The sequence below is a fragment of the Curtobacterium sp. MCSS17_011 genome, from assembly GCF_003224275.1.
Lineage (GTDB): Bacteria > Actinomycetota > Actinomycetes > Actinomycetales > Microbacteriaceae > Curtobacterium.
Genome location: NZ_QKLE01000003.1, coordinates 138,957 through 161,156, shown reverse-complemented (window position 1 = coordinate 161,156; position 22,200 = coordinate 138,957). Strand labels below are relative to the sequence as shown.

The 22,200-nt window shown below is 71.7% G+C and carries 19 protein-coding genes; 17 read left to right on the top strand and 2 right to left on the bottom strand.

Features of this window, described 5'->3' with window-relative positions:
• The first annotated feature begins 93 nt into the window (after positions 1-93).
• The 16 genes from tatA to DEJ17_RS03325 all read left to right on the top strand — a co-directional run bounded on the left by tatA (position 94) and on the right by DEJ17_RS03325 (position 18,009).
• Positions 94-378: a twin-arginine translocase TatA/TatE family subunit gene (gene tatA / locus DEJ17_RS03400; protein WP_110892154.1), complete on the top strand. Its 285-nt coding sequence runs from the start codon at positions 94-96 to the stop codon at positions 376-378.
• A 206-nt stretch (positions 379-584) separates the two neighbouring features.
• Positions 585-1,991, top strand: a complete 1,407-nt coding sequence (locus tag DEJ17_RS03395) for an MFS transporter (RefSeq protein WP_110892153.1) — start codon at positions 585-587, stop codon at positions 1,989-1,991.
• A gap of 53 nt (positions 1,992-2,044) precedes the next feature.
• Entirely contained in the window at positions 2,045-4,213 is a 2,169-nt protein-coding gene (locus DEJ17_RS03390) for an ATP-dependent Clp protease ATP-binding subunit (RefSeq protein WP_110892071.1), read from the top strand.
• Positions 4,214-4,296: 83 nt separating this feature from the next.
• A complete protein-coding gene (locus DEJ17_RS03385) occupies positions 4,297-4,851 on the top strand; it encodes a DUF2231 domain-containing protein (protein WP_110892070.1) in 555 nt (184 codons plus the stop codon).
• 44 nt (positions 4,852-4,895) lie between these two features.
• A complete protein-coding gene (locus DEJ17_RS03380; RefSeq protein ID WP_110892069.1) occupies positions 4,896-5,549 on the top strand; it encodes a response regulator transcription factor in 654 nt (217 codons plus the stop codon).
• On the top strand, positions 5,546-6,709 hold the full coding sequence (locus DEJ17_RS03375; RefSeq protein ID WP_110892068.1) for a HAMP domain-containing sensor histidine kinase: 1,164 nt from the start codon (positions 5,546-5,548) through the stop codon (positions 6,707-6,709). The genes DEJ17_RS03380 and DEJ17_RS03375 overlap by 4 nt, the downstream gene beginning before the upstream one ends.
• 47 nt (positions 6,710-6,756) lie before the next feature.
• A complete protein-coding gene (locus tag DEJ17_RS03370; RefSeq protein ID WP_110892067.1) occupies positions 6,757-7,269 on the top strand; it encodes a hypothetical protein in 513 nt (170 codons plus the stop codon).
• An 8-nt stretch (positions 7,270-7,277) separates the two neighbouring features.
• On the top strand, positions 7,278-8,390 hold the full coding sequence (locus DEJ17_RS03365; RefSeq protein WP_146239598.1) for a peptidoglycan-binding protein: 1,113 nt from the start codon (positions 7,278-7,280) through the stop codon (positions 8,388-8,390).
• Between the two features lie 23 nt (positions 8,391-8,413).
• Positions 8,414-9,076: an ABC transporter ATP-binding protein gene (locus tag DEJ17_RS03360; RefSeq protein WP_110892065.1), complete on the top strand. Its 663-nt coding sequence runs from the start codon at positions 8,414-8,416 to the stop codon at positions 9,074-9,076.
• On the top strand, positions 9,073-10,260 hold the full coding sequence (locus DEJ17_RS03355) for an ABC transporter permease (RefSeq protein ID WP_110892064.1): 1,188 nt from the start codon (positions 9,073-9,075) through the stop codon (positions 10,258-10,260). Before DEJ17_RS03360 ends, DEJ17_RS03355 begins: the two co-directional genes overlap by 4 nt.
• A gap of 285 nt (positions 10,261-10,545) precedes the next feature.
• Positions 10,546-11,871, top strand: coding sequence for a sugar ABC transporter substrate-binding protein (locus tag DEJ17_RS03350; protein ID WP_220033603.1), 1,326 nt, complete (start codon positions 10,546-10,548; stop codon positions 11,869-11,871).
• Between the two features lie 3 nt (positions 11,872-11,874).
• Positions 11,875-12,930 (top strand): carbohydrate ABC transporter permease, encoded by a 1,056-nt coding sequence (locus DEJ17_RS03345; RefSeq protein WP_110892062.1) that lies wholly within the window; start codon positions 11,875-11,877, stop codon positions 12,928-12,930.
• Positions 12,927-13,766 carry a carbohydrate ABC transporter permease gene (locus tag DEJ17_RS03340; protein WP_258366636.1) on the top strand — a complete coding sequence of 280 codons (840 nt, stop codon included), beginning with the start codon at positions 12,927-12,929 and terminating at the stop codon, positions 13,764-13,766. Before DEJ17_RS03345 ends, DEJ17_RS03340 begins: the two co-directional genes overlap by 4 nt.
• A 297-nt stretch (positions 13,767-14,063) precedes the next feature.
• Entirely contained in the window at positions 14,064-14,852 is a 789-nt protein-coding gene (locus DEJ17_RS03335) for a DeoR/GlpR family DNA-binding transcription regulator (protein WP_110892061.1), read from the top strand.
• The gene (locus DEJ17_RS03330; protein WP_110892060.1) at positions 14,849-15,844 is read left to right on the top strand and encodes a 1-phosphofructokinase family hexose kinase; all 996 of its coding nucleotides are present in this window, start codon (positions 14,849-14,851) and stop codon (positions 15,842-15,844) included. The genes DEJ17_RS03335 and DEJ17_RS03330 overlap by 4 nt, the downstream gene beginning before the upstream one ends.
• A 77-nt stretch (positions 15,845-15,921) precedes the next feature.
• Complete coding sequence (locus DEJ17_RS03325; protein WP_110892059.1) at positions 15,922-18,009, top strand: fructose-specific PTS transporter subunit EIIC; 2,088 nt, start codon at positions 15,922-15,924, stop codon at positions 18,007-18,009.
• 204 nt (positions 18,010-18,213) lie between these two features.
• On the opposite strand, the gene DEJ17_RS03320 is transcribed toward DEJ17_RS03325, so the two are convergent.
• A complete protein-coding gene (locus tag DEJ17_RS03320; protein WP_110892058.1) occupies positions 18,214-19,248 on the bottom strand; it encodes a UDP-N-acetylglucosamine 4,6-dehydratase family protein in 1,035 nt (344 codons plus the stop codon).
• A gap of 62 nt (positions 19,249-19,310) precedes the next feature.
• Positions 19,311-21,008: a beta-N-acetylhexosaminidase gene (locus tag DEJ17_RS03315; RefSeq protein WP_110892057.1), complete on the bottom strand. Its 1,698-nt coding sequence runs from the start codon at positions 21,006-21,008 to the stop codon at positions 19,311-19,313.
• Between the two features lie 56 nt (positions 21,009-21,064).
• On the opposite strand from DEJ17_RS03315, the gene DEJ17_RS03310 reads away from it, so the two are divergent.
• Positions 21,065-22,198, top strand: coding sequence for an ROK family transcriptional regulator (locus tag DEJ17_RS03310; protein WP_181421016.1), 1,134 nt, complete (start codon positions 21,065-21,067; stop codon positions 22,196-22,198).
• Positions 22,199-22,200 lie beyond the last annotated feature (2 nt).

Genomic DNA, 22,200 nt, shown 5'->3' with positions numbered 1-22,200 from the left:
GGCGGGGGAGTTACCATGGGGAAACACGGACTTCCGCCGCGGTGATCGACGACGATCAGCGGACGGCGACCAGTTCCAGATCAAGGAGTCATGATGATTGGTAACCTGACCGGCCTTCACCTGCTGATCATCCTCGGGATCGTCATCCTGCTGTTCGGCGCGACCAAGCTCCCGGCGCTCGCCAAGGGCCTCGGCCAGTCGATCAACATCTTCAAGAAGGAGATGTCCGACGACGAGAAGAAGGCCCAGGCCAACGGCACGGCTCCGGACGGCACGGTGCAGAACACCACCGTCCAGAACGTCCCGGCCGAGCCCGCCGCCGGTCCGGTCCTGAACCCGGGGCCGACCGCGCAGCCGAACACCGACTCCCGGCGCTAGGACACCCAGCCCCGTCCCGTCCGAAGCCCCCGCGACCACATCGGTCGCGGGGGCTTCGTCGTGCGCGGCGCGCGGCGCGCGGCGCGCGGCGCGCGGTGCGGCAGCGCGGCGCTTCGTGAGCAGGAATGGTCGGGGGCGGATCACTGACCCGACCATTCCTGCTCACGAAGTGCCCGCCAGGCCTCCCGTGCCGCAGGATGAGCACCATGACTGCTCCCACTCCCGCGCCGCACGCCGTCGCCCCGCTCCGGGACGACCGGCGGATCGTGCTGGTGGTGGCGGTCCTGGCGTCGTTCGTCGTCGGACTCGACTCGAGCGTCGTGAACGTGGCGCTCCCGGCGATCCGGCAGGAGCTCGGCGGCGGACTCGTCGTGCAGCAGTGGGTCGTCGACGCCTACCTCGTCACCCTCGGCTCGCTGATCCTGGTCGCCGGCAGCCTGTCCGACCTGTTCGGCCGGGTCCGGATCATCACGTGGGGGCTCGTGGTGTTCGGCATCGCGTCCGTGGCGTGCGCGATCGCCCCGACCGGCGAGGTGCTCATCGTCGCCCGGGCGCTGCAGGGCGTCGGCGGGGCGCTGGTGATGCCGAGTGCGCTCGCCCTCATCGTCGCCGCGTTCCGCGGGGCGGCGCAGGCGAAGGCCATCGGCACGTGGACGGCCTGGTCGAGCGCGGCCACGATCCTCGGCCCCGTGGTCGGCGGGCTGGTGGTGGACGGCATCGGGTGGCGGTGGGTCTTCGTGCTCACCGCGGTACCGATCGCCGTGACGATCCCGCTGGTCCTGCGCATCACGGGCGACGTGCACCCCGCCGTCCGCCCGCGCATCGACGTGGTCGGCGCCGTGCTCGCCGTGGTGGGGGTCGGCGGGGTCGTGCTCGGCCTCATCGAACAGGAGCGACTGGGGTGGGCTGCGCCCGTGGTGGTCGGCGCGCTCGTGCTCGGGGCGGCCGCGCTCGTGGCCTTCGTTCCGTGGGAACTGCGGGTGACGCGGACGAACGGATCGCCGCTCGTGCCGCTCGAGCTGTTCCGGGCGCGGAACTTCGCGGTCGGCAACCTCGCGACGCTGTCGATCTACGGCGCGCTCGGCATGGTGTTCTTCGTGGTCACGCTGTTCCTGCAGGAGGTCTGGCGGTTCCCGGCCTGGCTCGCCGGTCTCGCGACGCTGCCACCGACGATCATGCTGCTCGCGCTCTCCACGGCGGTGGGGTCCTTCGCCGGTCGGTCCGGACCGCGGTGGTTCATGGCTGCCGGTCCGGCGGTCGGTGCCGTCGGGGCGCTCCTGCTGCTGCTCGCCGGCGACGACCCGGCGGGCTACTGGTGGTCGGTGTTCCCCGGGTTGGTGCTGGTCGGCGTGGGCATCGCGCTCATGGTCTCGCCCCTGACGAGTGCCGTGCTCGGATCGGTCCCGCAGTCCGAGGCCGGCGCGGGGTCGGCCGTGAACAACGCCGTCGCCCGGATCGCCGGCCTGGTCACCGTGGCGCTCGCCGGCGTGGTGCTCGGCGGTGAGGTGAGCGTCGACGGGCTGCACCGGGCCATGGTGGTGATGGCGCTCCTGCTGGTGGCCGGTGCCGTCGTCAGCGCCGTCGGGATCCGGAATGTCCCGGAACGCACCTAAGTTGAGTGGAGTAGACTCAACTCCAGGACCACCGCAACGAAAGGACGGAACGCATGGCGAACCTCCAGGGCGCTCCTGACTCGCAAGAACGACAGAAGACCGCGCTCGAGCAGTACGGCGTCGACCTCACCGAGATCGCCCGCAGCGGCAAGCTCGACCCGGTGATCGGACGCGACGCCGAGATCCGGCGCGTGTCCCAGGTGCTCACGCGCCGCACGAAGAACAACCCCGTGCTCATCGGCGAGCCGGGTGTCGGCAAGACCGCCGTCGTCGAGGGGCTGGCGCAGCGCATCGTCGCCGGTGACGTCGCCGACTCCCTGAAGGACAAGCGGCTCGTCTCGCTCGACATCTCCGCCCTCATCGCCGGCGCCAAGTACCGTGGCGAGTTCGAGGAACGGCTCAAGTCCGTGCTCAAGGAGATCAACGACTCCGACGGCCAGGTCATCACGTTCATCGACGAGCTGCACACCCTGATGGGGGCCGGCGGCGGCGAGGGGTCGGTGGCGGCCTCGAACATGCTCAAGCCGATGCTCGCCCGGGGCGAGCTCCGACTCATCGGCGCGACGACCCTCGACGAGTACCGCGAGTACATCGAGAAGGACGCTGCGCTCGAGCGACGCTTCCAGCAGGTCTACGTGGGTGAGCCGAGCGTCGAGGACGCCGTGGCGATCCTCCGCGGGCTCAAGGAGCGCTACGAGGCGCACCACAAGGTGACGATCAACGACTCCGCACTCGTCGCCGCCGCGAGCCTGTCGAACCGGTACATCTCCGGCCGCCAGCTGCCCGACAAGGCCATCGACCTGATCGACGAGGCCGCGAGCCGGCTCCGCATGGAGATCGACTCCAGCCCCGTCGAGATCGACGAACTGAAGCGGAACGTCGACCGTCTGCGCGTCGAGGAGTTCGCGCTCAAGCAGGAGAAGGACGACGCCTCGAAAGCACGCCTCGAGACCCTGCGCAACGAGCTGCACACGCGCGAGGAACGACTGGCCGAACTCGAGCAGCGCTGGCAGGCCGAGCGCGCGAGCCTGAACCGCATCGGTGAGCTCAAGCAGCGACTCGACGACCTGAACATGCGGTCGCAGCGAGCCCAGCGCGAGGCCGACTACGAGCTCGTGTCCCGACTGGAGTACGGCGAGAAGCCCCGCATCGAGGCCGAGCTCGCCGCCGCCGAACAGGCCGAGAGCGCCGACCGGATGGTCAACGACAGCGTCACCGACGAGGACATCGCGGCGGTCATCGCGCAGTGGACGGGCATCCCGCTCGGCCGGCTGCTGCAGGGCGAGACCGAGAAGCTCCTGCACCTGGAGCGCGAGCTCGGTCGCCGGATCATCGGGCAGCGCACTGCCGTGGCCACCGTGTCCGAAGCCGTCCGCCGCACCCGAGCCGGCATCTCCGACCCGGACCGCCCCACCGGTTCGTTCCTGTTCCTCGGGCCGACCGGCGTGGGCAAGACCGAGCTGGCCAAGGCGCTCGCCGAGTTCCTGTTCGACGACGAGAAGGCCCTCGTCCGCATCGACATGAGCGAGTACGGCGAGAAGCACTCCGTGGCCCGCCTGATCGGTGCCCCGCCCGGGTACGTCGGGTACGAGGCCGGCGGGCAGCTGACCGAGGCGGTCCGCCGTCGTCCGTACTCGGTGATCCTGCTCGACGAGATCGAGAAGGCGCACCCCGAGGTGTTCGACGTGCTGCTGCAGGTGCTCGACGACGGGCGACTGACCGACGGCCAGGGGCGCACGGTCGACTTCCGGAACACGATCCTCGTGCTGACGTCGAACCTGGGGTCGCAGTTCATGACCGACCTGTCCCTGAGCGACGCGCAGCGGGAAGAGGCGGTCCGTGAGCTCGTGCAGCAGGCGTTCCGGCCGGAGTTCATCAACCGTCTCGACGACATCGTGGTGTTCCAGGCCCTGACGGCCGACGACCTCGGACAGATCGTGTCGCTTTACGTCGACCGGCTGGCCCGCCGTCTGACCGACCGCCGGCTCGAGCTCGCCGTCACCCCCGAGGCACGCGGCTGGCTGGCGGAGCGTGGGTACGACCCGCTGTACGGCGCTCGGCCCCTGCGTCGACTGATGCAGCGGCAGATCGACGACCGGTTGGCACGCGCCATCCTGTCCGGTGACGTCCGCGACGGCGACACCGTCCGGGTGGACGTCGCCGCGGACGGGGACGGCCTGACGGTCGAGCCCTTCGAGCTGGCCGAGATCGTCGAGGAGTAGCGCGGCACGCGCGGCGCAACCGACGGGAGGCCCGTCACCGGTTCCTGGGACCGGTGACGGGCCGTTCGTCTACCGTCCACGGCATGCCTGAGATCCGCGCGATCCGCCGCCTCACCGACGCCGTCGAGCACGCGAGCGTGCTCGACAAGGCCGTCGACATCGACCGTGCCGTCGTCAACGCCCTCGCCAAGCCGAAGGCCCTGCGCCAGCTGCTGCACGGCGTCCCGTTCGGCCACCCGATCCACCCGCTCATGGTGCAGGTGCCGCTCGGCGCCTGGATATCCGCGGCGGTGCTCGACCTGCTCGGCGGGAAGGGCAACGCGAAGGCCGCCAAGACCCTGGTCGGCGTCGGGGTCGTCTCGGCGAGCAGCGCCTCGGTCGCCGGGTACGTCGACTGGTCCGAGCTGAACCGCGAACAGCTCCGCACCGGATGGGTGCACCAGGCCGTGAACTGGACGGGCCTGTCGCTGTACGGTCTGTCGTGGCTGCAGCGGAAGCGCGGCAACCACGGTGCCGGCAAGCTCCTCGGGTTCGCGGGGCTCGCCGTCGTCAGCGTCGGGGGGTACCTCGGCGGGCACCTGTCGTACCGGCAGCGTGCCGGTGTCAGTGAAGACGGCGAGGTGCCGTTCGACGCCTGACCACCTCCCAGGCTCGGCAAAGGTACGTCACGTGTGATGTATCGATGCGCGTACTCGTGGTGGACGACGAACGAGCCCTCGCCGACCTGGTCGCGACGGGCCTGACCCGACAGGACATGGCGGTGGACGTCGCCTACCGCGGCGACGACGCCGACGAGCTGCTGGCGGTGAACGACTACGACGTCGTCGTGCTCGACCGGGACGTCCCCGGGCTGCACGGTGACGAGGTCGCACGGCGACTGGCCGCACGAGGGGCGCTCACGCGGATCCTCCTGCTCACCGCCGCGGCCACACTGGGCGACCGGGTGCACGGGCTCGAACTCGGGGCCGACGACTACCTGACGAAGCCGTTCGAGTACCCGGAACTCGTCGCGCGGGTCCGGGCACTGGGTCGTCGCAGCGCGGCCCCCGTCGCCCCGGTGCTCGAGCGCGCGGGGCTCGTCGTCGACACGAACCGGCGGATCGCGACGCGCGACGGCCGGCCGCTCGACCTGACCTCGAAGGAACTCGGCGTCCTCGAGACCCTGCTCCGTGCTGATGGCCGGATCGTCTCCGCCGAGCACCTGCTCGAGAAGGTCTGGGACATGAACATCGACCCGTTCACCGCCGCGGTACGGGTGACGGTGTCGAAGCTCCGCCGGAAGCTCGGGGACCCCGACCCCATCCGGACGGTACCGGGTCAGGGGTACGCGCTGTGAGACGACGGCCCGGGCTGTGGAGCATCCGGGCACGCACCGCGTGGACGTTCGCGCTCGCGGCGACGGCGCTGGCCACCGGGGTCGTGGTGTTCTCCAACGTGATGTCCTTGGCGGGCGTGGGGGCGGGACTCGACACGGCGGCGGTCCGGCGGGCTGCACCAGCGCCGTCGGTCCCGACGTCCACGCCGGTGCCGCTCGGCGAGGGCTCCGCACGCGGCGACGCCAGGGAGGCGGTGTCGGTGGTCCGCCTCGTCGCGGTGCAGCAGTGGCAGTGGTCGGCGATCGGCATCGGCGGCGCGGGGGTCGTGGCCGGCGGGGTCGGGTGGCTGGTCAGCCGCAGGATGCTCCTGCCGATCGACCGGATCACGGCGACCGCGAACCGGATCACGGCGTCGAACCTCCACGAGCGCATCGCCCTCGACGGTCCGGACGACGAGCTGCGGCGGTTGTCCCGCACGGTGGACGACCTGCTCGATCGGCTCGAGACGGCGTTCGAGAGCCAGCGCCGGTTCGTGGCACAGGCGTCGCACGAACTGCGGACGCCGCTGGCGGTGCAGCGGGCCGCGGTGCAGATCGGGCTGCACGACACGGCCGACCGCGGCGAGGTCCGCGCGACGCGCGAGGAACTGCTGGAGCAGAACCGGCGGACCGAACACCTGGTCGAGTCGCTCCTCGTCCTGGCCGAGGCGGACCGTGGGCTGGCCGGCGCGACGCAGGCCGTCGACGTCGACGAGGTGACGGACGCGGTGATCGCGGCGATGTCCGGGACCGCCGCCGACGCGGGGGTGACCCTCGTCCACGCAGCCCACACCGGGCCTCCCGGCCTGATCGTCGCGGGCGAGCCGACGCTGCTGCACCAGCTGCTCGTCAACCTCGTCGGCAACGCCGTCGAGTACAACGAACGCGACGGGTTCGTCCGGGTCACGACGTCCGCGGCTGGGATCGTCGTCGAGAACTCGGGGCCCGTCGTGCCCGTGTCAGACGCTGTCCGGTTGGTCGAACCGTTCCGGCGCTGCCCGTCCGGCCCCCGTGCACCCCAGCACAGCGGGCTCGGCCTGTCCATCGTCGCCGCGATCGTGCAGGCGCACGGGTGGGCGCTCGTGATCACCGCACGGCCGACCGGCGGGCTCGTCGTCCGGATCGACGTTTCGTCGGTGTAACTCCGTCGGTACGCGGCGCGAAACAGCCGGTCCGGTGTCCTGGGGCCATGAACACGACCAGGACGACCACCCGTCGGAACCGAACCCTGCTCGCCGTGGCCGCGGCCACCGTGCTGTTGCCGGGCCTGCTCACGGCCTGCTCGGGCGGTGCACCCGGGGGAGGTGCCCCGACGACGGCCGGTACGGCTGCGAAGGGGGCCTCGCTCGCCGAGTGCATGCGCGATCGCGGCTACGACCTGCCGGACCCGGGGAGCGGCTCGACCCTGCAGCTGAGCGCCCCCGACGGCGTCGACGAGGAGCAGTACCAGGAGGACCTCCGGAGCTGTCTCGACGACACCGCGGGAGCCGGCGACGCCGAGGTCGCCGAGCAGGCGCCCGGCGATGACGAGCGGGTGCTGCGGACCGCGGAGTGCATCCGCGAGCGGGGGTTCTCCGACTACCCCGACGACGAGGACGCCAAGATCCGCTACCAGCCGGACGACGAGGACGCCTTCGACGAGGTCGCCCGCGCCTGCGACGCCGCGGTGTCGGACTCCGCCGGTGCGGGGGTGGCACGGTGACGGTCGGCATGCGCCACCGGACGATCGTGGCCGTCTGCCTCGTGGCCGCGGTCGCGGCCGGGACCGGCACGTGGGCGCTCGCCGGGCTGCCCCGTGGAACGGCCGCCTCGACGTCTGCGGGCACCGAGCCCGGTGGAGCGGGTTCCGGGGCGACGGCGCCGGTCACGAAGGGAGACCTCACCGACTCGAAGGTGTTCGCGGGGACGCTCGGGTACGGGGCCGCGGTCGGCGTCCCCGGCGCGGCGGCCGGCACGATCACCTGGTTGCCGCGACCCGGCGACGTCATCGAGCGCGACGGGTACCTGTACGCCGTCGACGAGCGCGGTGTCCGGGCCATGTACGGCACGGTGCCGCTGTGGCGCTCGCTCGAGCGCGGGTGGACGGGCACCGACGTGCGGCAGCTCAACGAGAACCTGTCGGCGCTGGGGTACGACGTGTCGGTCGACGACGCGTTCGGTCCACGGACCGAACGGGCGGTGCGGCAGTGGCAGGCCGACCGGGGGCACGACGTCACCGGGGTGCTGACGGCGGACGACGTCGCCTTCGTGGACGGCGCGGTGCGGGTGGCCGCTGTCGACGGACGGCTCGGCGCTGACACCGGGGCGACGGGTGGCGCCGGTGGGGTCGGTGGTGACGGCGTGTCCCGCGGGGCCGGCGGTGGCGTCGCCGGCGACGTGCTGCAGGTCACCAGCACGAAGCGGATCGTCGTCGTGACGGTGTCCCGACGCGACGCGGAACGGCTCGCCGTCGGCACGACGGTCGACGTCCGGATCAACGGAGCCGGAGCGCCGATGTCGGGCGACGTCGTCGACGCGGAACCGGACACGACCGAGGAGGGTGGGTCGAAGGTCGACGTGTCGGTGTCGTTCGACCCGGGTCGGCGGGAGCTGCCCGTTGCCGCCTCGGCGCAGGTCGACGCGAAGGGCGCGACCGAGCGCGACGTGCTCTCCGTCCCGGTCGCCGCGCTCGTCGCCGGGGCCGGCGGGGCCTACGCGGTCGACGTGGTGCGTCGCGACGGCACGACGAAGCGGGTTCGGGTCGACCCCGGGTTCACGGCCGACGGGCGGGTGGCGATCACCGGTGCGGTCACGGCCGGCGACCGCGTGGTGGTGCCCGGGTGAGCGCCGGGGCCGGAGCAAGCACCGTGCTCGCGCTCCGGGAGGTGACGAAGGTCCACGGGGACGTCCACGCGTTGCGCGGGGTGTCGATCGAGGTGCGCGCCGGGGAACTCGTCGCCGTCGTCGGGCCGTCGGGGTCCGGCAAGTCGACCATGCTGAACATCATCGGCACGCTCGACCGGCCGACCTCGGGCACCGTGACGATCGCGGGCAACGACGTCGCCGTGATGTCCGACGACGCGCTCTCGCAGCTCCGGGCGGACCACGTCGGCTTCGTGTTCCAGCACTTCCACCTGCAGGCCGGAGCGACCGCGGCCGAGAACGTCGCCGACGGGGTGCTCTACGCCGGGGTCCCGCGGCGCGAGCGGCACCGGCTGGCGGTCGGAGCCCTGGGCCGGGTCGGTCTGTCGCACCGGGCGGACCACCGACCGCACCAGCTCTCCGGCGGTGAGCGCCAACGGGTCGCCATCGCGCGGGCCGTCGTCGGCGACCCGACGATCCTGCTCGCGGACGAACCGACCGGGGCGCTCGACACGGCGTCCGGCGCGGCGGTCGTCGAACTCCTGCGTGAGCTCAACGCGGCGGGCACGACGGTCGTGGTCATCACGCACGACCTGGACCTCGCCGCGTCGTTGCCCCGACAGATCCGGATGCGGGACGGCCGGATCGAGCACGAGGGCGACCGGTGACCCGGCGTCGGACCGTCGGTGCGGGCGACCTGCTCCGACTCGGGGTGTTCGGGCTGCGGACCCGGCCGGGGCGCGTGGTGCTGTCGGCCCTGGGCATCGCGATCGGCATCGCGGCGATGATCGCGGTCGTCGGGATCTCGTCGTCGAGCAAGGCGAAGGTCGACCAGGTGCTCGACGCGCTCGGGACGAACGTGCTGACGGCCACGCAGGCGCAGGGCTTCGGCGAACCGGTCCCGCTGCCGTCCACCGCGCTCGGTTCCGTGCTGCGGCAGGACGCCGTCGAGTCCGCCGCTGCGGTCGGCACGGTGCCGGACACCGGCGTCTACCGCAACGCGTTCGTCCCGGTGCCGCAGACGAAGGGCATCGGGGTGCTGGCCGCGTGGGGTGACGTCCCACGAGTCCTCGGTGGCGAGCTCGCATCGGGCCGGTGGCTCGACGACACGACCGGAGCGCCGCCGCAGGTGGTGCTGGGCTCCCGGGCCGCCGCGGCCCTCGGCATCGAGGACCTGCACCCGGACAGCCGGGTCTGGATCGGCGGGCAGTGGGTGCAGGTGGTCGGGGTACTCGGACCCGTCGCGCTCGCCGAGGACCTCGACTCGCAGGTGTTCGTGCCGAGCGGGTTCGCCGAGCAGCTGGGGTTCGACGGAGCGCCGACCGCGGTCCACGCGCGCGTCGACCCGGCCCACGTCGAACGGTCGAGGGACCGGCTCGCCGGCGCGATCCGACCGGGCGACGCGCAGGACGTCGGGGTGACGCGACCGTCGGACGCGTTGGCGGCGAAGAACGCGACCGACGACTCCTTCACCGGGCTGCTGGTCGGGATCGGGGGCGTGGCGCTGCTGGTCGGCGGCATCGGGGTGGCGAACACGATGGTGATCACCGTCCTCGAACGCCGCGCCGAGGTCGGTGTCCGCCGAGCACTCGGCGCCCGACGTCGGAGCATCCGCGACCAGTTCCTGGTCGAGTCCTTGCTGCTGTCGTTCCTCGGTGGTGTGGCCGGCGTCGTGCTCGGCGTCGGGGTGACGGTGGTGTTCGCCGTCGCGCAGGGCTGGCCGGTCGCGCTGCCGGTGTGGGCCGTCGTCGGGGGCCTCGGCGCCACCGTCGTGATCGGCGGGGTGTCCGGGCTCTACCCGGCGGCGCGCGCCGCACGGATCCCGCCGACGTCCGCACTGGCGGCCGTCTGACGGGTGCGGTGGACGCGCACGGGAGGCCCGGTGCCGGTCCGGCGGACCGGCACCGGGCCTCCAGGCGGTTGCTTCCACACGTCGGACGCGAGTCGCAGATCATGCCTGGTCATGACCACCGGGTCAAGCATCTGCGTCGATCTGTTCGACATCCGTGACGCCGCGGAAACACGCGGATCGAAAGACGTCGCAGGGACCGATCCAACGGTTGACAAGGTGCCCCCGAGGGTCTTCTATTGCGAATACGCAACGTCCTTTCATAAAGGTCGGACCAAGGGAGTCATCGTGACACGAACGCGTTTCGCCGCACTCGGTGCGCTCGCCCTCGCAGGCGCGCTCGCCCTCACCGGGTGCTCCGCCGGGAGCAACGCCGCTTCCGACGGCGGCACGAAGTCCATCGGCACCCCCGATGGCAAGGGCAAGACCATCACCGTCTGGATGATGAACGGCGACCTGAGCGACAAGGTGCTCGACGCCGCCGGCAAGCAGTTCACCGCCGACACCGGGGCGAAGGTGAAGATCCAGACGCAGCAGTGGGACGGGATCACCACCAAGCTCACCACGGCGCTCGCCCAGAGCGACGCCCCCGACGTCGTCGACCTCGGCAACACGCAGGTGCCGGTGTACGCGGCCGCCGGCGGGTTGACCGACCTGACGCCGTACCGTGACGAACTCAAGGACGGCCAGACCTGGCTCACCGGACTCGAGGGGCCGGCCACCGTCGACGACAAGCTCTACGGCGCACCGCTGTTCGCCGGCAACCGGGCCGTGGTCTACGACAAGCAGGTCTGGAAGGACGCCGGCGTGACCGACGTGCCGACCACCTACGACGAGCTCACCGCCGACCTCGACAAGGTCAAGGCCGCCAACCCGGCCAGTGACTTCTCGGCCTTCTACATGCCCGGGCAGTACTGGTACGGCGGGCTGCAGTGCGTCTGGGACGCCGGCGGCGAGATCGCCACGGACAAGGGCGGCAAGTGGACCGGCACGCTCGACTCCGCGGACGCGGTCGAGGGGCTGACCGCCTGGAAGGACTTCCAGAACACGTACTCGGCGAAGTCCACCCAGGACATCAACACCGACAAGCCCTCGCAGAGCGACGTCTTCGCGCAGGGCAACACCTCGGCGTTCCTCGGGTCCGCCTGGGAGATCGGCTCGATCACCACGGCGAAGCCGGAACTCGCCGACCGGATCGGCACGTTCCCGATGCCGTCCTCGACGGCGGGGAAGACACAGCCGGTGTTCCTCGGCGGCTCCGACCTGGGGATCCCGGCGAAGGCGGAGAACCAGGAGCTCGCGCTGTACTACCTGAAGATCCTGACCTCGAAGGAGTTCCAGCAGGACCAGGTGTTCGGTGTCGACGGCTGGGAGCCGAACTCGACCGAGCTGCTCGACGCGGTCGCGGGTGACGTCGACGAGCTGCACAAGCCGTACTTCGAGGCGGCCGGCACGAGCCGGCCGACCCCGGCCACGCCGGGCTGGGCCACCATCGAGGGTGACGCGTCGTTCCAGTCGATGTTCGCCGACGTCGCCACCGGTCGGAAGTCCCCGGAGCAGGCCGCCGAGGGCTTCTCGAAGCACCTCACGACCGCGCTGAACGCGCAGCCGTAGGCGATGACGTCCACTGCGGAGCCGGTGACCGACGCGGAGCAGTCCGCGCCGGTCACCGGCGGTCGGGGCACGGGGCGGTCGCGTCCGGACGGAGCCGGCGGCAGAACCGGGTCCGCGCGGTCCGGCGCCGGCGGCCCGGCGGGCCCGGGGGGTCGACGGCGGTCGCTGGTCGGGTCGCGTGCACCACTCGTCCTGCTGGCACCGGCGGCACTGCTGCTCCTGGCGCTCGTCGTCTACCCGCTCGTCCGGCTCGTCGTCATCTCGTTCCAGGACTACGGGCTCCGGGCGATCTTCACCGGTCAGGCCGGCTTCGCGGGGCTGACGAACTACACGGACGTCCTCACCGACGCGTCGTTCTGGCCGGTCATCCTGCGCACCGTGCTCGTCACGGGTGCGATGGTCCTCGGCACGATCGTGATCGGGATGGGTGTCGCGCAGCTGCTCACCCGGCTCGGGGTGGCGATGCGCACGATCGTCAGCGTCGTGCTCGTGCTGGCCTGGGCGATGCCGAACGTCGCCTCGAGCCTGGTCTGGCAGTGGCTCTTCCAGCCGTTCTACGGCGTGCTCAACTGGCTCATCACGCAGTTGCGGGTCTTCGGTGACCACACGCAGGACAACTGGGCGTCGCATCCGGGGCAGGCGTACACGATCGTGCTGACGCTCGTGATCTGGCAGGCGGTGCCGTTCGTCGCGCTGACGCTCTACGCAGCGCAGTCCCAGATCGCGCCGGAGTACTACGAGGCCGGTGCGCTCGACGGGGCTTCGGTCTGGACCATGTACCGCGCGATCACGCTGCCGGCCCTCGCGCCGACGCTGCTGCTCGTGTCGATCCTCTCCGTGATCTGGGACTTCAACGTCTTCAACCAGATCTGGCTGCTCACCCGCGGCGGGCCGGAAGAGGCCACGCTCACGCTCGGCATCTGGACCTTCGTGCAGTCGTTCGTGTCCAACGCCTACGGGCAGGGTGCCGCGATCGCCGTGATCTCGACCCTGATCCTCGGGGTGCTCACCAGCTACTACATCCGCCGGCTCGTCCGGAGCGGGGAGGAGGACCTGTGACGGTCCGTGTCCGGAAGCGCAAACCGCCCGTCGTCGCGAACACCATCGCCGTGGTCTTCTGCCTGGTCTGGGTGTTCCCGATCTACTGGATGGTGAACACGGCCTTCAAACCCGCCGACGAGGTCACCACCATGACCCCGATCTGGGCGCCGCTACACCCGACGCTCGACAACTTCACGCGGGCGCTCACGCAGGAGGGCTTCCTGGTCTACCTGCGGAACTCCACCATCGTCGTGGTGGCGGCCGTCCTGCTGTCGATCGTCGTCGGGTTCCTGGCCTCGGCGGCGCTGTCGCGGTTCCGGTTCCGCGGACGGCGGGCGATCCTGGTCGCGATCCTGTTCGTGCAGATGATCCCGTCGGGGGCGCTGCTCATCCCGCTGTTCCTGTCGTTCCAGACCCTCGGGCTGCTCAACAGCTACGTCGGGCTGATCCTGGCGTACGTGGCGAGCGTGCTGCCGTTCTCGATCTGGGTGATGCGCGGGTTCTTCGTGGCCGTCCCCGTGGAGATCGAGGAGGCAGCGAAGGTCGACGGTGCCGGTACCTTCCGGATCCTGTGGAGTGTGCTGTTCCCGCTCGTCATGCCCGGGGTCATCGCCACGAGCGTGTTCGCGTTCATCGCGGCGTGGAACGACTACCTGATCGCCTACGTGATGCTCAAGGACCAGGGGATGTACACGCTGCCGGTGTGGCTCGCCGGGTTCTCGACGAACAAGGGCACCGACTTCGGTGGGCTGATGGCGGCGAGCGTGCTGTTCTCGATCCCGGTCGTGGTGTTCTTCCTCATCGTGCAGCGCCGGCTGGTGAGCGGCATGACGGCCGGTGCTGTGAAGGGGTGACCGTCGAACGACCGGCACCTGTGTGGTGCTGCGCCCCGGTCCACTTCGAGCGGACCGGGGCGCTGTCGCGCGGTCACAACACCCCGCGTGCTCGCCTGCGAACGGTCACGGAGCGTCGGCTGGGGCGGTCGCACCCGACACTTCGTGACCCCACGGCCTCCGGCTCGCGACGTGTCGTGACCGCGGCAGCACACCGCCGGCCCCTGTGGACGTGTTGGTTGCATGACGGAATGGTTGCGTTCCTGTGGCTTTCCGACGTACAGTGCTCGAAACCCAACGGAACGAAGGAGTTCGGGCATGTACGCAACCGAGCGGCACACCGCCATCGCCGCCGAGCTGCAGTCCGCCGGCCGCGTCTCGGTCGCCGGTCTGGCCGAGCACTTCGACGTGACCACCGAGACGGTGCGCCGTGACCTCGACGCCCTCGAGTCCGCCGGGGTCCTGCGCCGAGTGCACGGGGGAGCGGTCCCCGTCGGGCGCTCGAGCGTCGTCGAACTCAGCGTCGCCGAGCGTGAGGGGCAGCACGGCAGCGCGAAGTCCGCGATCGCCCGTGCCGCGATGCGCCTGGTGCCACCGACCTTCACCGGCTCGATCGCCCTCGACGCCGGCACCACCTGCGCCGCCGTCGCCTCCGAACTCGCCCGGTGGGAGCCCGAGGTCACCGGCTCGACCATCACCGTCATCACGAACTCGGTCCCGATCGCCGCGACCCTGCAGCACAGCGAGCACCTCGAGCTGCACCTGCTCGGCGGCCGGGTGCGCGGCGTCACGAGCGCCGCGGTCGGCACGGCCACCGTCGATCAGATCGGCGCGCTCCGGCCGGACGTCGCCTTCATCGGCACGAACGGCCTGTCCGCCGGCTTCGGCCTGAGCACCCCCGACGAGTACGAGGCCGCCGTGAAGGGCGCCTACGTGCTCGCCGCCCGACGAGCCGTGGTGCTCGCCGACGCCGCCAAGCACGGCGTCGAGGCCCTGATGCGGTTCGCGCGCCTGGACGAGATCGACACGCTCGTCACGGATGAGCAGCCCCCGGCCGACCTCGCCGGTGCGCTCGCCGACGCGGACGTCGAGGTGGTCGTCGCATGAACGGCCGCATCGTCACGGTCACCCCGAACCCGTCGCTCGACCGCACGATCGAGCTCGCCGGTGAACTCCAGCGCGGCGCCGTCCAGCGCGCGACACGTTCCACCGCGGAGCCCGGCGGCAAGGGCGTCAACGTCTCCCGCGTGGTCGTCGCGAGCGGTGGGGACACCGTCGCCGTCCTGCCCGGCGACGAGTTGGACCCGGTCCTGCTCGGCCTGGCCACGCGCGGCATCCCGACCGCCGCGCTGCCGATCGGTGCGCCGCTCCGCTCGAACGTCACCGTGACCGAGCCGACCGGCACCACCACGAAGCTCAACGAACCGGGCCCCTCGCTGGCCGGTCGTCTGGATGACCTCGCCACCCTGGTCGCCGACACCGCCGCCGCGACTGCCACCGGCCCCGCCGCCAGCTGGGTCGTGGTCGCCGGGTCGCTGCCGCCCGGCCTGCCCGACGACGCGCTCGCCGTGCTCGTCCGGGCCGTCCGCGCACGTCACGGGGTGGACGTCCGCATCGCCGTCGACTCGTCCGGGGTGCCGTTCACCGCGCTGCTGCAGTCGGGCGAACGGATCGACCTGGTGAAGCCGAACGCCGAGGAACTCGCCGAGGTCGTCGGCGGGGACCCGGAGGAGTACGAGCGCGACCTCGACGCCGCGGTGGCCGGAGCCCAGCGGCTGCGGCAGCGGAACGTCGGCACGGTCCTGCTCACCCTGGGCAGCGCCGGCGCCGTGCTGGTCGCCGACGAGGGAGCCTTCGCCGCCGCTGCACCGGAGATCGTCGCCCGCTCGACCGTCGGCGCCGGGGACTCCTCGCTCGCCGGGTACCTGCTCGCCGAGGTCGCCGGAGCCTCGCCCGAGCAGCGGCTCGCCCAGGCCGTCGCCACCGGTGCCGCTGCCGCAGCCCTGCCCGGCAGCGACGTGCCGGCACTCGACCACACCGACCCGACGGCGGTCTCCGTCCGGGTGCTCGGCACGCACCCGGCCCCCGAACCCGCCTGATCCTCCCCACCCCGCCCGACCACCCCACGAACACCCGCACCACCGCGCGATCAGCGCCATTGCGAAGGAGCAAGCACATGTCCGCAGACTCGAGTCCGCGCCTCATCAGCGCACAGCTCGTCGGCCTCGACGAGGACCTCGGCGCCACGTCGACCGACGTCATCCGGGTGCTCGCCGACCGCGTCGCCGCGACCGGCCGCGCCGCCGACGGTGCCACGCTCGCCGAGGACGCCATCAAGCGCGAGGCGAGCGTCGGAACGGGCGTCCCCGGTGGCATCGCCATTCCGCACGCCCGGTCGGCGTCGGTGTCCGAGCCGACGCTGGCGTTCTCGCGCCTGGCCCGGAAGGTGCCCTTCGGCGCCCCGGACGGCGACGCCGACATCGTCTTCATGATCGCCGTGCCCGAGGGCGCGGACAAGGACCACCTGACGGTCCTCTCGACCCTGGCCCGCGCGCTCATCCGCGATGACTTCACGGCCGCGCTCCGTGCCGCGACCACCCCCGACGAGATCGTCCAGCTCGTCGACGACGAGGTGAGCGGCGAAGTGGCCGAGGCCGGCGTCGGGAAGGCGAGCGGCGCCTCCGCTCCAGCCACCGCGCCGGAGGCCGACCGCAAGGTGTTCGTCGGTGTCACCGCTTGCCCGACCGGCATCGCGCACACCTACATGGCGGCCGACGCCCTCGTCGCGGCAGCCCAGCGCGCCGGTGCCGAGATGCACATCGAGACGCAGGGGTCCTCGCAGGTCGAGCCCCTCGACCCGGCCCTCATCGCCCGCGCCGACGCCGTCGTGTTCGCGGTCGACGTCGACGTCCGCGACCGCGGGCGCTTCGCCGGCAAGCCGCTCGTGTCCGGCCCGGTCAAGCGCGGTGTCGACGAGCCGGACAAGATGATCGCCGAGGCCATCCGCGCCTCCGAGGACCCGCACGCCGCACGCGTGCAGGGCGGCGCCGCCGTCGAGGGCGAGTCCACCGCCGAGAACGAGCACTTCGGCCAGTCGCTCAAGCGCTGGCTCCTCACCGGCGTCAGCTACATGATCCCGTTCGTGGCTGGCGGCGGGCTCCTCATCGCGCTCGGCTTCCTGCTGTCCGGGTACGGCATCGCGCTGACCCACGGTGACTCGGGGCAGAACAACGCCGTGTTCACCCTGACGAACTACACGCTGCTCAACCTGCCGCCGGAGGGCCTCGGCTACTACCTCGGCGCCGCCGCGTTCCAGATCGGTTCCGTGTCGCTCGGGTTCCTGGTCGCCGCACTGGCCGGGTACATCGCGTACGCCATCGCCGACCGTCCGGGCATCGCGCCGGGCTTCGTCGCCGGGTCGATCGCCGTGTTCATGAACGCCGGGTTCCTCGGTGGTCTGGTCGGCGGTCTGATCGCCGGTGCCGCGGCGTACTGGATCGGACGCATCCCGACCTGGCGCTGGCTGCGTGGCCTCATGCCGGTCGTGATCATCCCCCTCTTCGCGTCGATCATCGCCTCGGGCCTCATGCTCCTGGTGCTCGGCGGTCCGATCGCCTGGGTCATGACCGAGCTCACCGCTTGGCTCAACTCGCTCTCCGGTGCCTCCGCCGTCCTGCTCGGGATCATCCTCGGCCTGATGATGGCGTTCGACCTCGGTGGGCCGGTCAACAAGGTGGCGTACGCGTTCGCCGTCGCCGGGCTCGGTGCCGGGACCGCGAGCAACACGGTCCCGTTCGAGATCATGGCCGCGGTGATGGGTGCAGGCATGGTGCCGCCGCTCGCGATGGCGCTCGCCTCGACACTCTTCTACCGCAAGGGCTTCACGAAGCCGGAGCGTGAGAACGGCAAGGCCGCCTACCTGCTCGGCCTCTCCTTCATCTCTGAAGGTGCGATCCCGTTCGCCGCAGCGGACCCGCTGCGCGTGATCCCGGCGTCGATGGTCGGGGCCGCGGTCACCGGTGCGATCTCGATGGCGGTGGGCGTGACCTCGCGGGCACCCCACGGTGGCGTGTTCGTCTTCTTCGCGATCGGCAACTTCTGGGCCTGGCTCGGGGCGGTCGTGCTCGGTGCGTTCATCTCGGCCGGCGTGCTCGTCGCCCTGAAGAAGTGGGTTCGTCGTCGCCCCGTCGACGAGGCCGCTGCGGGCAGCGAGGCCGCCGTGGCCGGCGAGACGGTGGGCCAGCGCGCGCCGGTCGCCGCGTAGGCGGTCGCGGCGTCGCCGGCGTCCCGCGCACGAGACGCGACCCCATGACGGACGGGAGGCCCGGTGCCAGCTGGCACCGGGCCTCCCGTCCGTTCGTCGGTCGCGACCACCTGCACACGGTGAGCAGAAGAGGTCGGGTCGCCACCCCGGATGCGGCGTGTCCTGCTCACTCGACGACGCGACGGGCCGCCGGACGTGCGTCGGTCAGGCGGCCATCGCGAGCGCCGACGGGTCGACCTGGCCGGGGACGCACCCGTCGACGTCGCACGGCGCGATCGGCGCGACCGAGGTGTGGGTGATCTTCGGGTGCACCGGGCGGCGTTCGGTCTCGCCGCGTCCGATGAGGTCCTCGTGGAGCTTCTCGCCCGACCGCAGGCCCGTGAACACGATGTCGGACGGGCTCCCGGTGGCCTCGAGCATGCGGCGTGCGATGTCGAGGATCCGTACCGGGGCGCCCATGTCGAGGACGAGGACCTCGCCGGGGTGCGCGATCGCCGCGGACTGGATCACGAGGTGGCAGGCCTCGGGGATGGACATGAAGTACCGGGTGGCGTCGGGGTGGGTGACGGTGAGCGGGCGTCCGGCGCGGATCAGTTCGGCGAAGAGGGGGAGCATCGACCCGCGGCTGCCGAGGACGTTGCCGAACCGGACCGACACGTAGTCGTGGCCGGTGTCGGCGGCGGTCCAGGCGGTCAGCCGTTCGGCGATGCGTTTCGTCGACCCGAGCACGCTCGTCGGGTTCGCCGCCTTGTCGGTCGAGATGTTCACGAGCGTCCCCACACCGGCGGCTGCGGCGGCGCGGAGGACGTTCAAGGTGCCGAGGACGTTCGTCTTCCAGCCTTCGTCCGGGTACTGCTCGAGCATCGGCAGGTGCTTCAGCGCCGCGGCGTGGAAGACGACATCGGGCCGGCGGCTCAGCATGATGTCGCGGATGGCGTCGGCGTCGCGGATGTCGGCGAGGACGACGTTCTTCGTGTCGAGGAGCCCGTGGCCGTCCACGGAGACCTGCACCTGCTGCAGGGCGGTCTCGTCGCGGTCGAGCATGATGATCTCCGCCGGCTCGAACCGGACGAGTTGCCGGCAGAGCTCACTGCCGATCGACCCGCCGGCGCCCGTGATCAGCACCGACCGGCCCCGGACGAAGTCGACGGTGATCTCGAGCTCGGCCTCGGGCTGCCGGTCTCCGATCAGTGCGTCGATGTCGAGCCCGTCGAGGCCGGGGATGCTGCGCTGGGGCATGGGGATCTCCTCCGTGAAGTCTCCCCACAGTGTGAACCGCTCACATGTGAAATGTCAATCGGTCAGTCGGCGATGTTCGCCGTGGCCGCGTCGATGTACGCCGCGCGCTCCTCGCGCGAGTGCGGTCGCCCCGGCACGCCCGGTCGTTGCTCCCACGGGAACGGGCCTGCCTCGTGGCGGTACTCGATGCCCATCGCCTCGAGCCGGGCGGTGTGCTCGGCCAGGCGTCCGCGGAACTCGGCCAGGTCGCGCGGCCCGGTGACGTCGGCCGACCACAGTGCCTCGGCGAGGGCGGCGACGCGGGGGAACAGCTGGTAGTCGAGCCGCCGGGCCGTGTCGACGTGCTCCGTCCACATGTTGCCCTGGCCGCCGATGACGTGGGCGCGCTCGGCGTCCGTGAGTCCGGACGGCACCGGGTCGAAGGCGAAGACGTCGTCGACGGTGAGCACGATCGAGACCGGGATCGGTTCGGTCGACAGGTCGCTCTGGCGGTAGTCGAGGTACGCCTGGTCGTCCGGTGACGAGATCACGTCGTGGCCCCGGCGGGCGGCGGTCCGTGCGCCGGTCAGCCCGCGCCAGGACACGACGGTCGCGGACGGGTCGAGGGTGCCGCCCTCGAGGATCTCGTCCCACCCGAACGCCCGCCGGCCGTGCGACTCGACGTGCGCGGCGAGCTGCCCGATGATCCAGGCCTGCAGTTGTTCCTCGTCCTGCAGCCCGAGCTCGCGGATGCGCTCCTGGGTGCGCGGGTCGGTCTCCCACTGCACCTTCGGGCACTCGTCGCCGCCGATGCCGATGTAGCCGGAGGGGAAGAGCGCGATGACCTCGTCGAGGACGTCCTTGAAGAAGTCGATCGTGGCGTCCTCGGCGTTCAGGACGTCGTCGGCGATGCCCCACTCCGTCCACACCTCGACCGGCTCGCCCGTGACGCCCAGCTCGGGGTGGGCCGCCAGTGCCGCACGGACGTGCCCGGGGGTCTCGATCTCGGGGACGACGGTCACGAACCGGTCGGCCGCGTAGGCCACGATCTCGCGGACGTCGTCCTGCGTGTAGTACCCGCCGTGCGGGCGGCCGTCGAACCCGGCGACGACGAGTGTGCCGTCCGGCCCGGGGACGTGCGCGCCGACCTGCGACTCACGACGCCAGGACCCGATCTCGGTGAGTCGTGGGTACTTCCGGATCTCGATGCGCCACCCCTGGTCCTCGGTGAGGTGGAAGTGCAGTCGGTTGATCCGGTGCGCGGCGAGCTGGTCGACCACCCGCATGACCTCGTGCTTCGTGCGGAAGTGCCGGGCGACGTCGAGCATCACGCCGCGCCAGGCGAAGGCGGGGGCGTCCTCGACGACCACGGCGGGGACGGACCACGGACCGGTCGCGACCCGGCCGCCGCGGTACACGTCCGGGGGCAGCAGCTGCAGGAGTGCCTGCACCCCGTAGAAGACCCCGGCGGGCGACCCGCCGACGACGTCGACGCCGTCGGCCGTCACCGTGAGGCGGAACGACTCCGCCCGGTCGCCCTCCGGCGTCGTCGGGCCCGCGGGCAGGGAGGGGTCGTCGGCGACGCGCAGCGCGATCGTGCCGGCTCCCGGTGCCTGGTCGTCGAGGGCGTCCCGCACCGGCAGCCCGGTCGATCCCCGCAGGGTCTGCTGCAGGTACAGTCGGACCGGTTCGCTCGCCGGGTCGGCGGCGATCCGGGTCGACGGGGTGATCTCGAAGGCCCCGGCACCGGGAGCGGTGCGGCGCGGTCGTGGGACGAGCATGTCGGAGCCACCATTCCTCAATGATCTTTCGTAATGTGGAGGCTATGGCTGTGGACGTGACCGTGTCAACGAACCCGGGCGTGGTGGGGACGACCCCCGGGGTGCTCCGGCAGATGAACTCCCGGGCGATCCTCGACGCGTTGCTGCGCGAGGACGTCTCCCGGACCGTCAGTGAGCTCAGCCGGACCGTCGGGCTCTCCCGTCCCACGGTCGAGGCGGCGCTCGCCGACCTGGTGGACGAGGGCTGGGTCACGGAAGCCGAGGCCATCGCCACCCCGAACAAGGCCGGTCGCCGTGCCAAGCGCTTCACCGCCGACGCCTCGGCCGGGTCCGTGCTCGGCGTCGACCTCGGGCTGCACGGGATCGTGGGGGTGCGGGCGGACCTGCGCGGTGTCACGCTCGCCCGGGTCGAGGAGCGCTACGCCGACCTCGCCGACGCCGAACAGGCATGGGCGAGCGTCCAGGACGTCGTGCGACGACTGACCGCGGGGACGGGGTCGTCCCCCGTGCTCGCCGCCACCTTCGGGGTGCCGGCCGTGGTGGACCGCACCGGCGCCATCGACTACACCGTCGCCGTGCCCGAGTGGGTGGAGCGCCGCGTGCCCGGCCGTATCCAGGACCTGTTCCCGGGCGTCGCGACGTTCTTCGACAACGACGCGAAGCTCGCCGCCACCGCAGAGGCGATGTGGGGCGGGTTCCGCGGGGTGCAGGACGGCCTGTACCTGGTGATGGGGCGGCAGATCGGAGCGGCCTACGTGATCGACGGTTCGCTGGCGCGGGGCGCCCGCGGTGCGGCCGGCGAGATGGGCGGCCTGGCAACGACCGGCTGGCCCGCAGCGCCCGCCCGCCTGGAGGCCCGGATCCCCTCCGGCACGGATCTCGAGTCCGTCGTCGTGGCGGCCGGGCAGAGGGCTGCCGAGGCCGTCGACGTCGTCCGTGCGTTCGCGGCGGACGTCGCACCCGGCATCGTGCAGCTCGTCACGACGATCGACCCCGAGGTCGTCGTCGTCGGTGGCGAGGTACTGCCGGCCGCGGAGGTGTTCTGCGCCGCGCTCGACGAGATCGTCACGCCGCAGCTCCGGCACCCCGTGGCGTTCACCCCGTCGACCGTCGGTCGTGACGCCGTCGCGCGGGGTGCACTCGCCCGATCGCTCTCGCACGTCCGCTCCGCCCACATGGGACTCGGCTGACA

Bases quoted from the DNA above. Each gene is read 5' to 3' on its own strand.
- DEJ17_RS03380 (WP_110892069.1), top strand. From the start codon at position 4,896: ATGCGCGTACTCGTGGTGGACGACGAACGAGCCCTCGCCGACCTGGTC.
- tatA (WP_110892154.1), top strand. From the start codon at position 94: ATGATTGGTAACCTGACCGGCCTTCACCTGCTGATCATCCTCGGGATC.
- DEJ17_RS03385 (WP_110892070.1), top strand. From the start codon at position 4,297: ATGCCTGAGATCCGCGCGATCCGCCGCCTCACCGACGCCGTCGAGCAC.
- DEJ17_RS03395 (WP_110892153.1), top strand. From the start codon at position 585: ATGACTGCTCCCACTCCCGCGCCGCACGCCGTCGCCCCGCTCCGGGAC.
- DEJ17_RS03335 (WP_110892061.1), top strand. From the start codon at position 14,064: ATGTACGCAACCGAGCGGCACACCGCCATCGCCGCCGAGCTGCAGTCC.
- DEJ17_RS03370 (WP_110892067.1), top strand. From the start codon at position 6,757: ATGAACACGACCAGGACGACCACCCGTCGGAACCGAACCCTGCTCGCC.
- DEJ17_RS03390 (WP_110892071.1), top strand. From the start codon at position 2,045: ATGGCGAACCTCCAGGGCGCTCCTGACTCGCAAGAACGACAGAAGACC.
- DEJ17_RS03315 (WP_110892057.1), bottom strand. From the start codon at position 21,008: ATGCTCGTCCCACGACCGCGCCGCACCGCTCCCGGTGCCGGGGCCTTC.
- DEJ17_RS03330 (WP_110892060.1), top strand. From the start codon at position 14,849: ATGAACGGCCGCATCGTCACGGTCACCCCGAACCCGTCGCTCGACCGC.
- DEJ17_RS03325 (WP_110892059.1), top strand. From the start codon at position 15,922: ATGTCCGCAGACTCGAGTCCGCGCCTCATCAGCGCACAGCTCGTCGGC.
- DEJ17_RS03365 (WP_146239598.1), top strand. From the start codon at position 7,278: ATGCGCCACCGGACGATCGTGGCCGTCTGCCTCGTGGCCGCGGTCGCG.
- DEJ17_RS03320 (WP_110892058.1), bottom strand. From the start codon at position 19,248: ATGCCCCAGCGCAGCATCCCCGGCCTCGACGGGCTCGACATCGACGCA.
- DEJ17_RS03345 (WP_110892062.1), top strand. From the start codon at position 11,875: ATGACGTCCACTGCGGAGCCGGTGACCGACGCGGAGCAGTCCGCGCCG.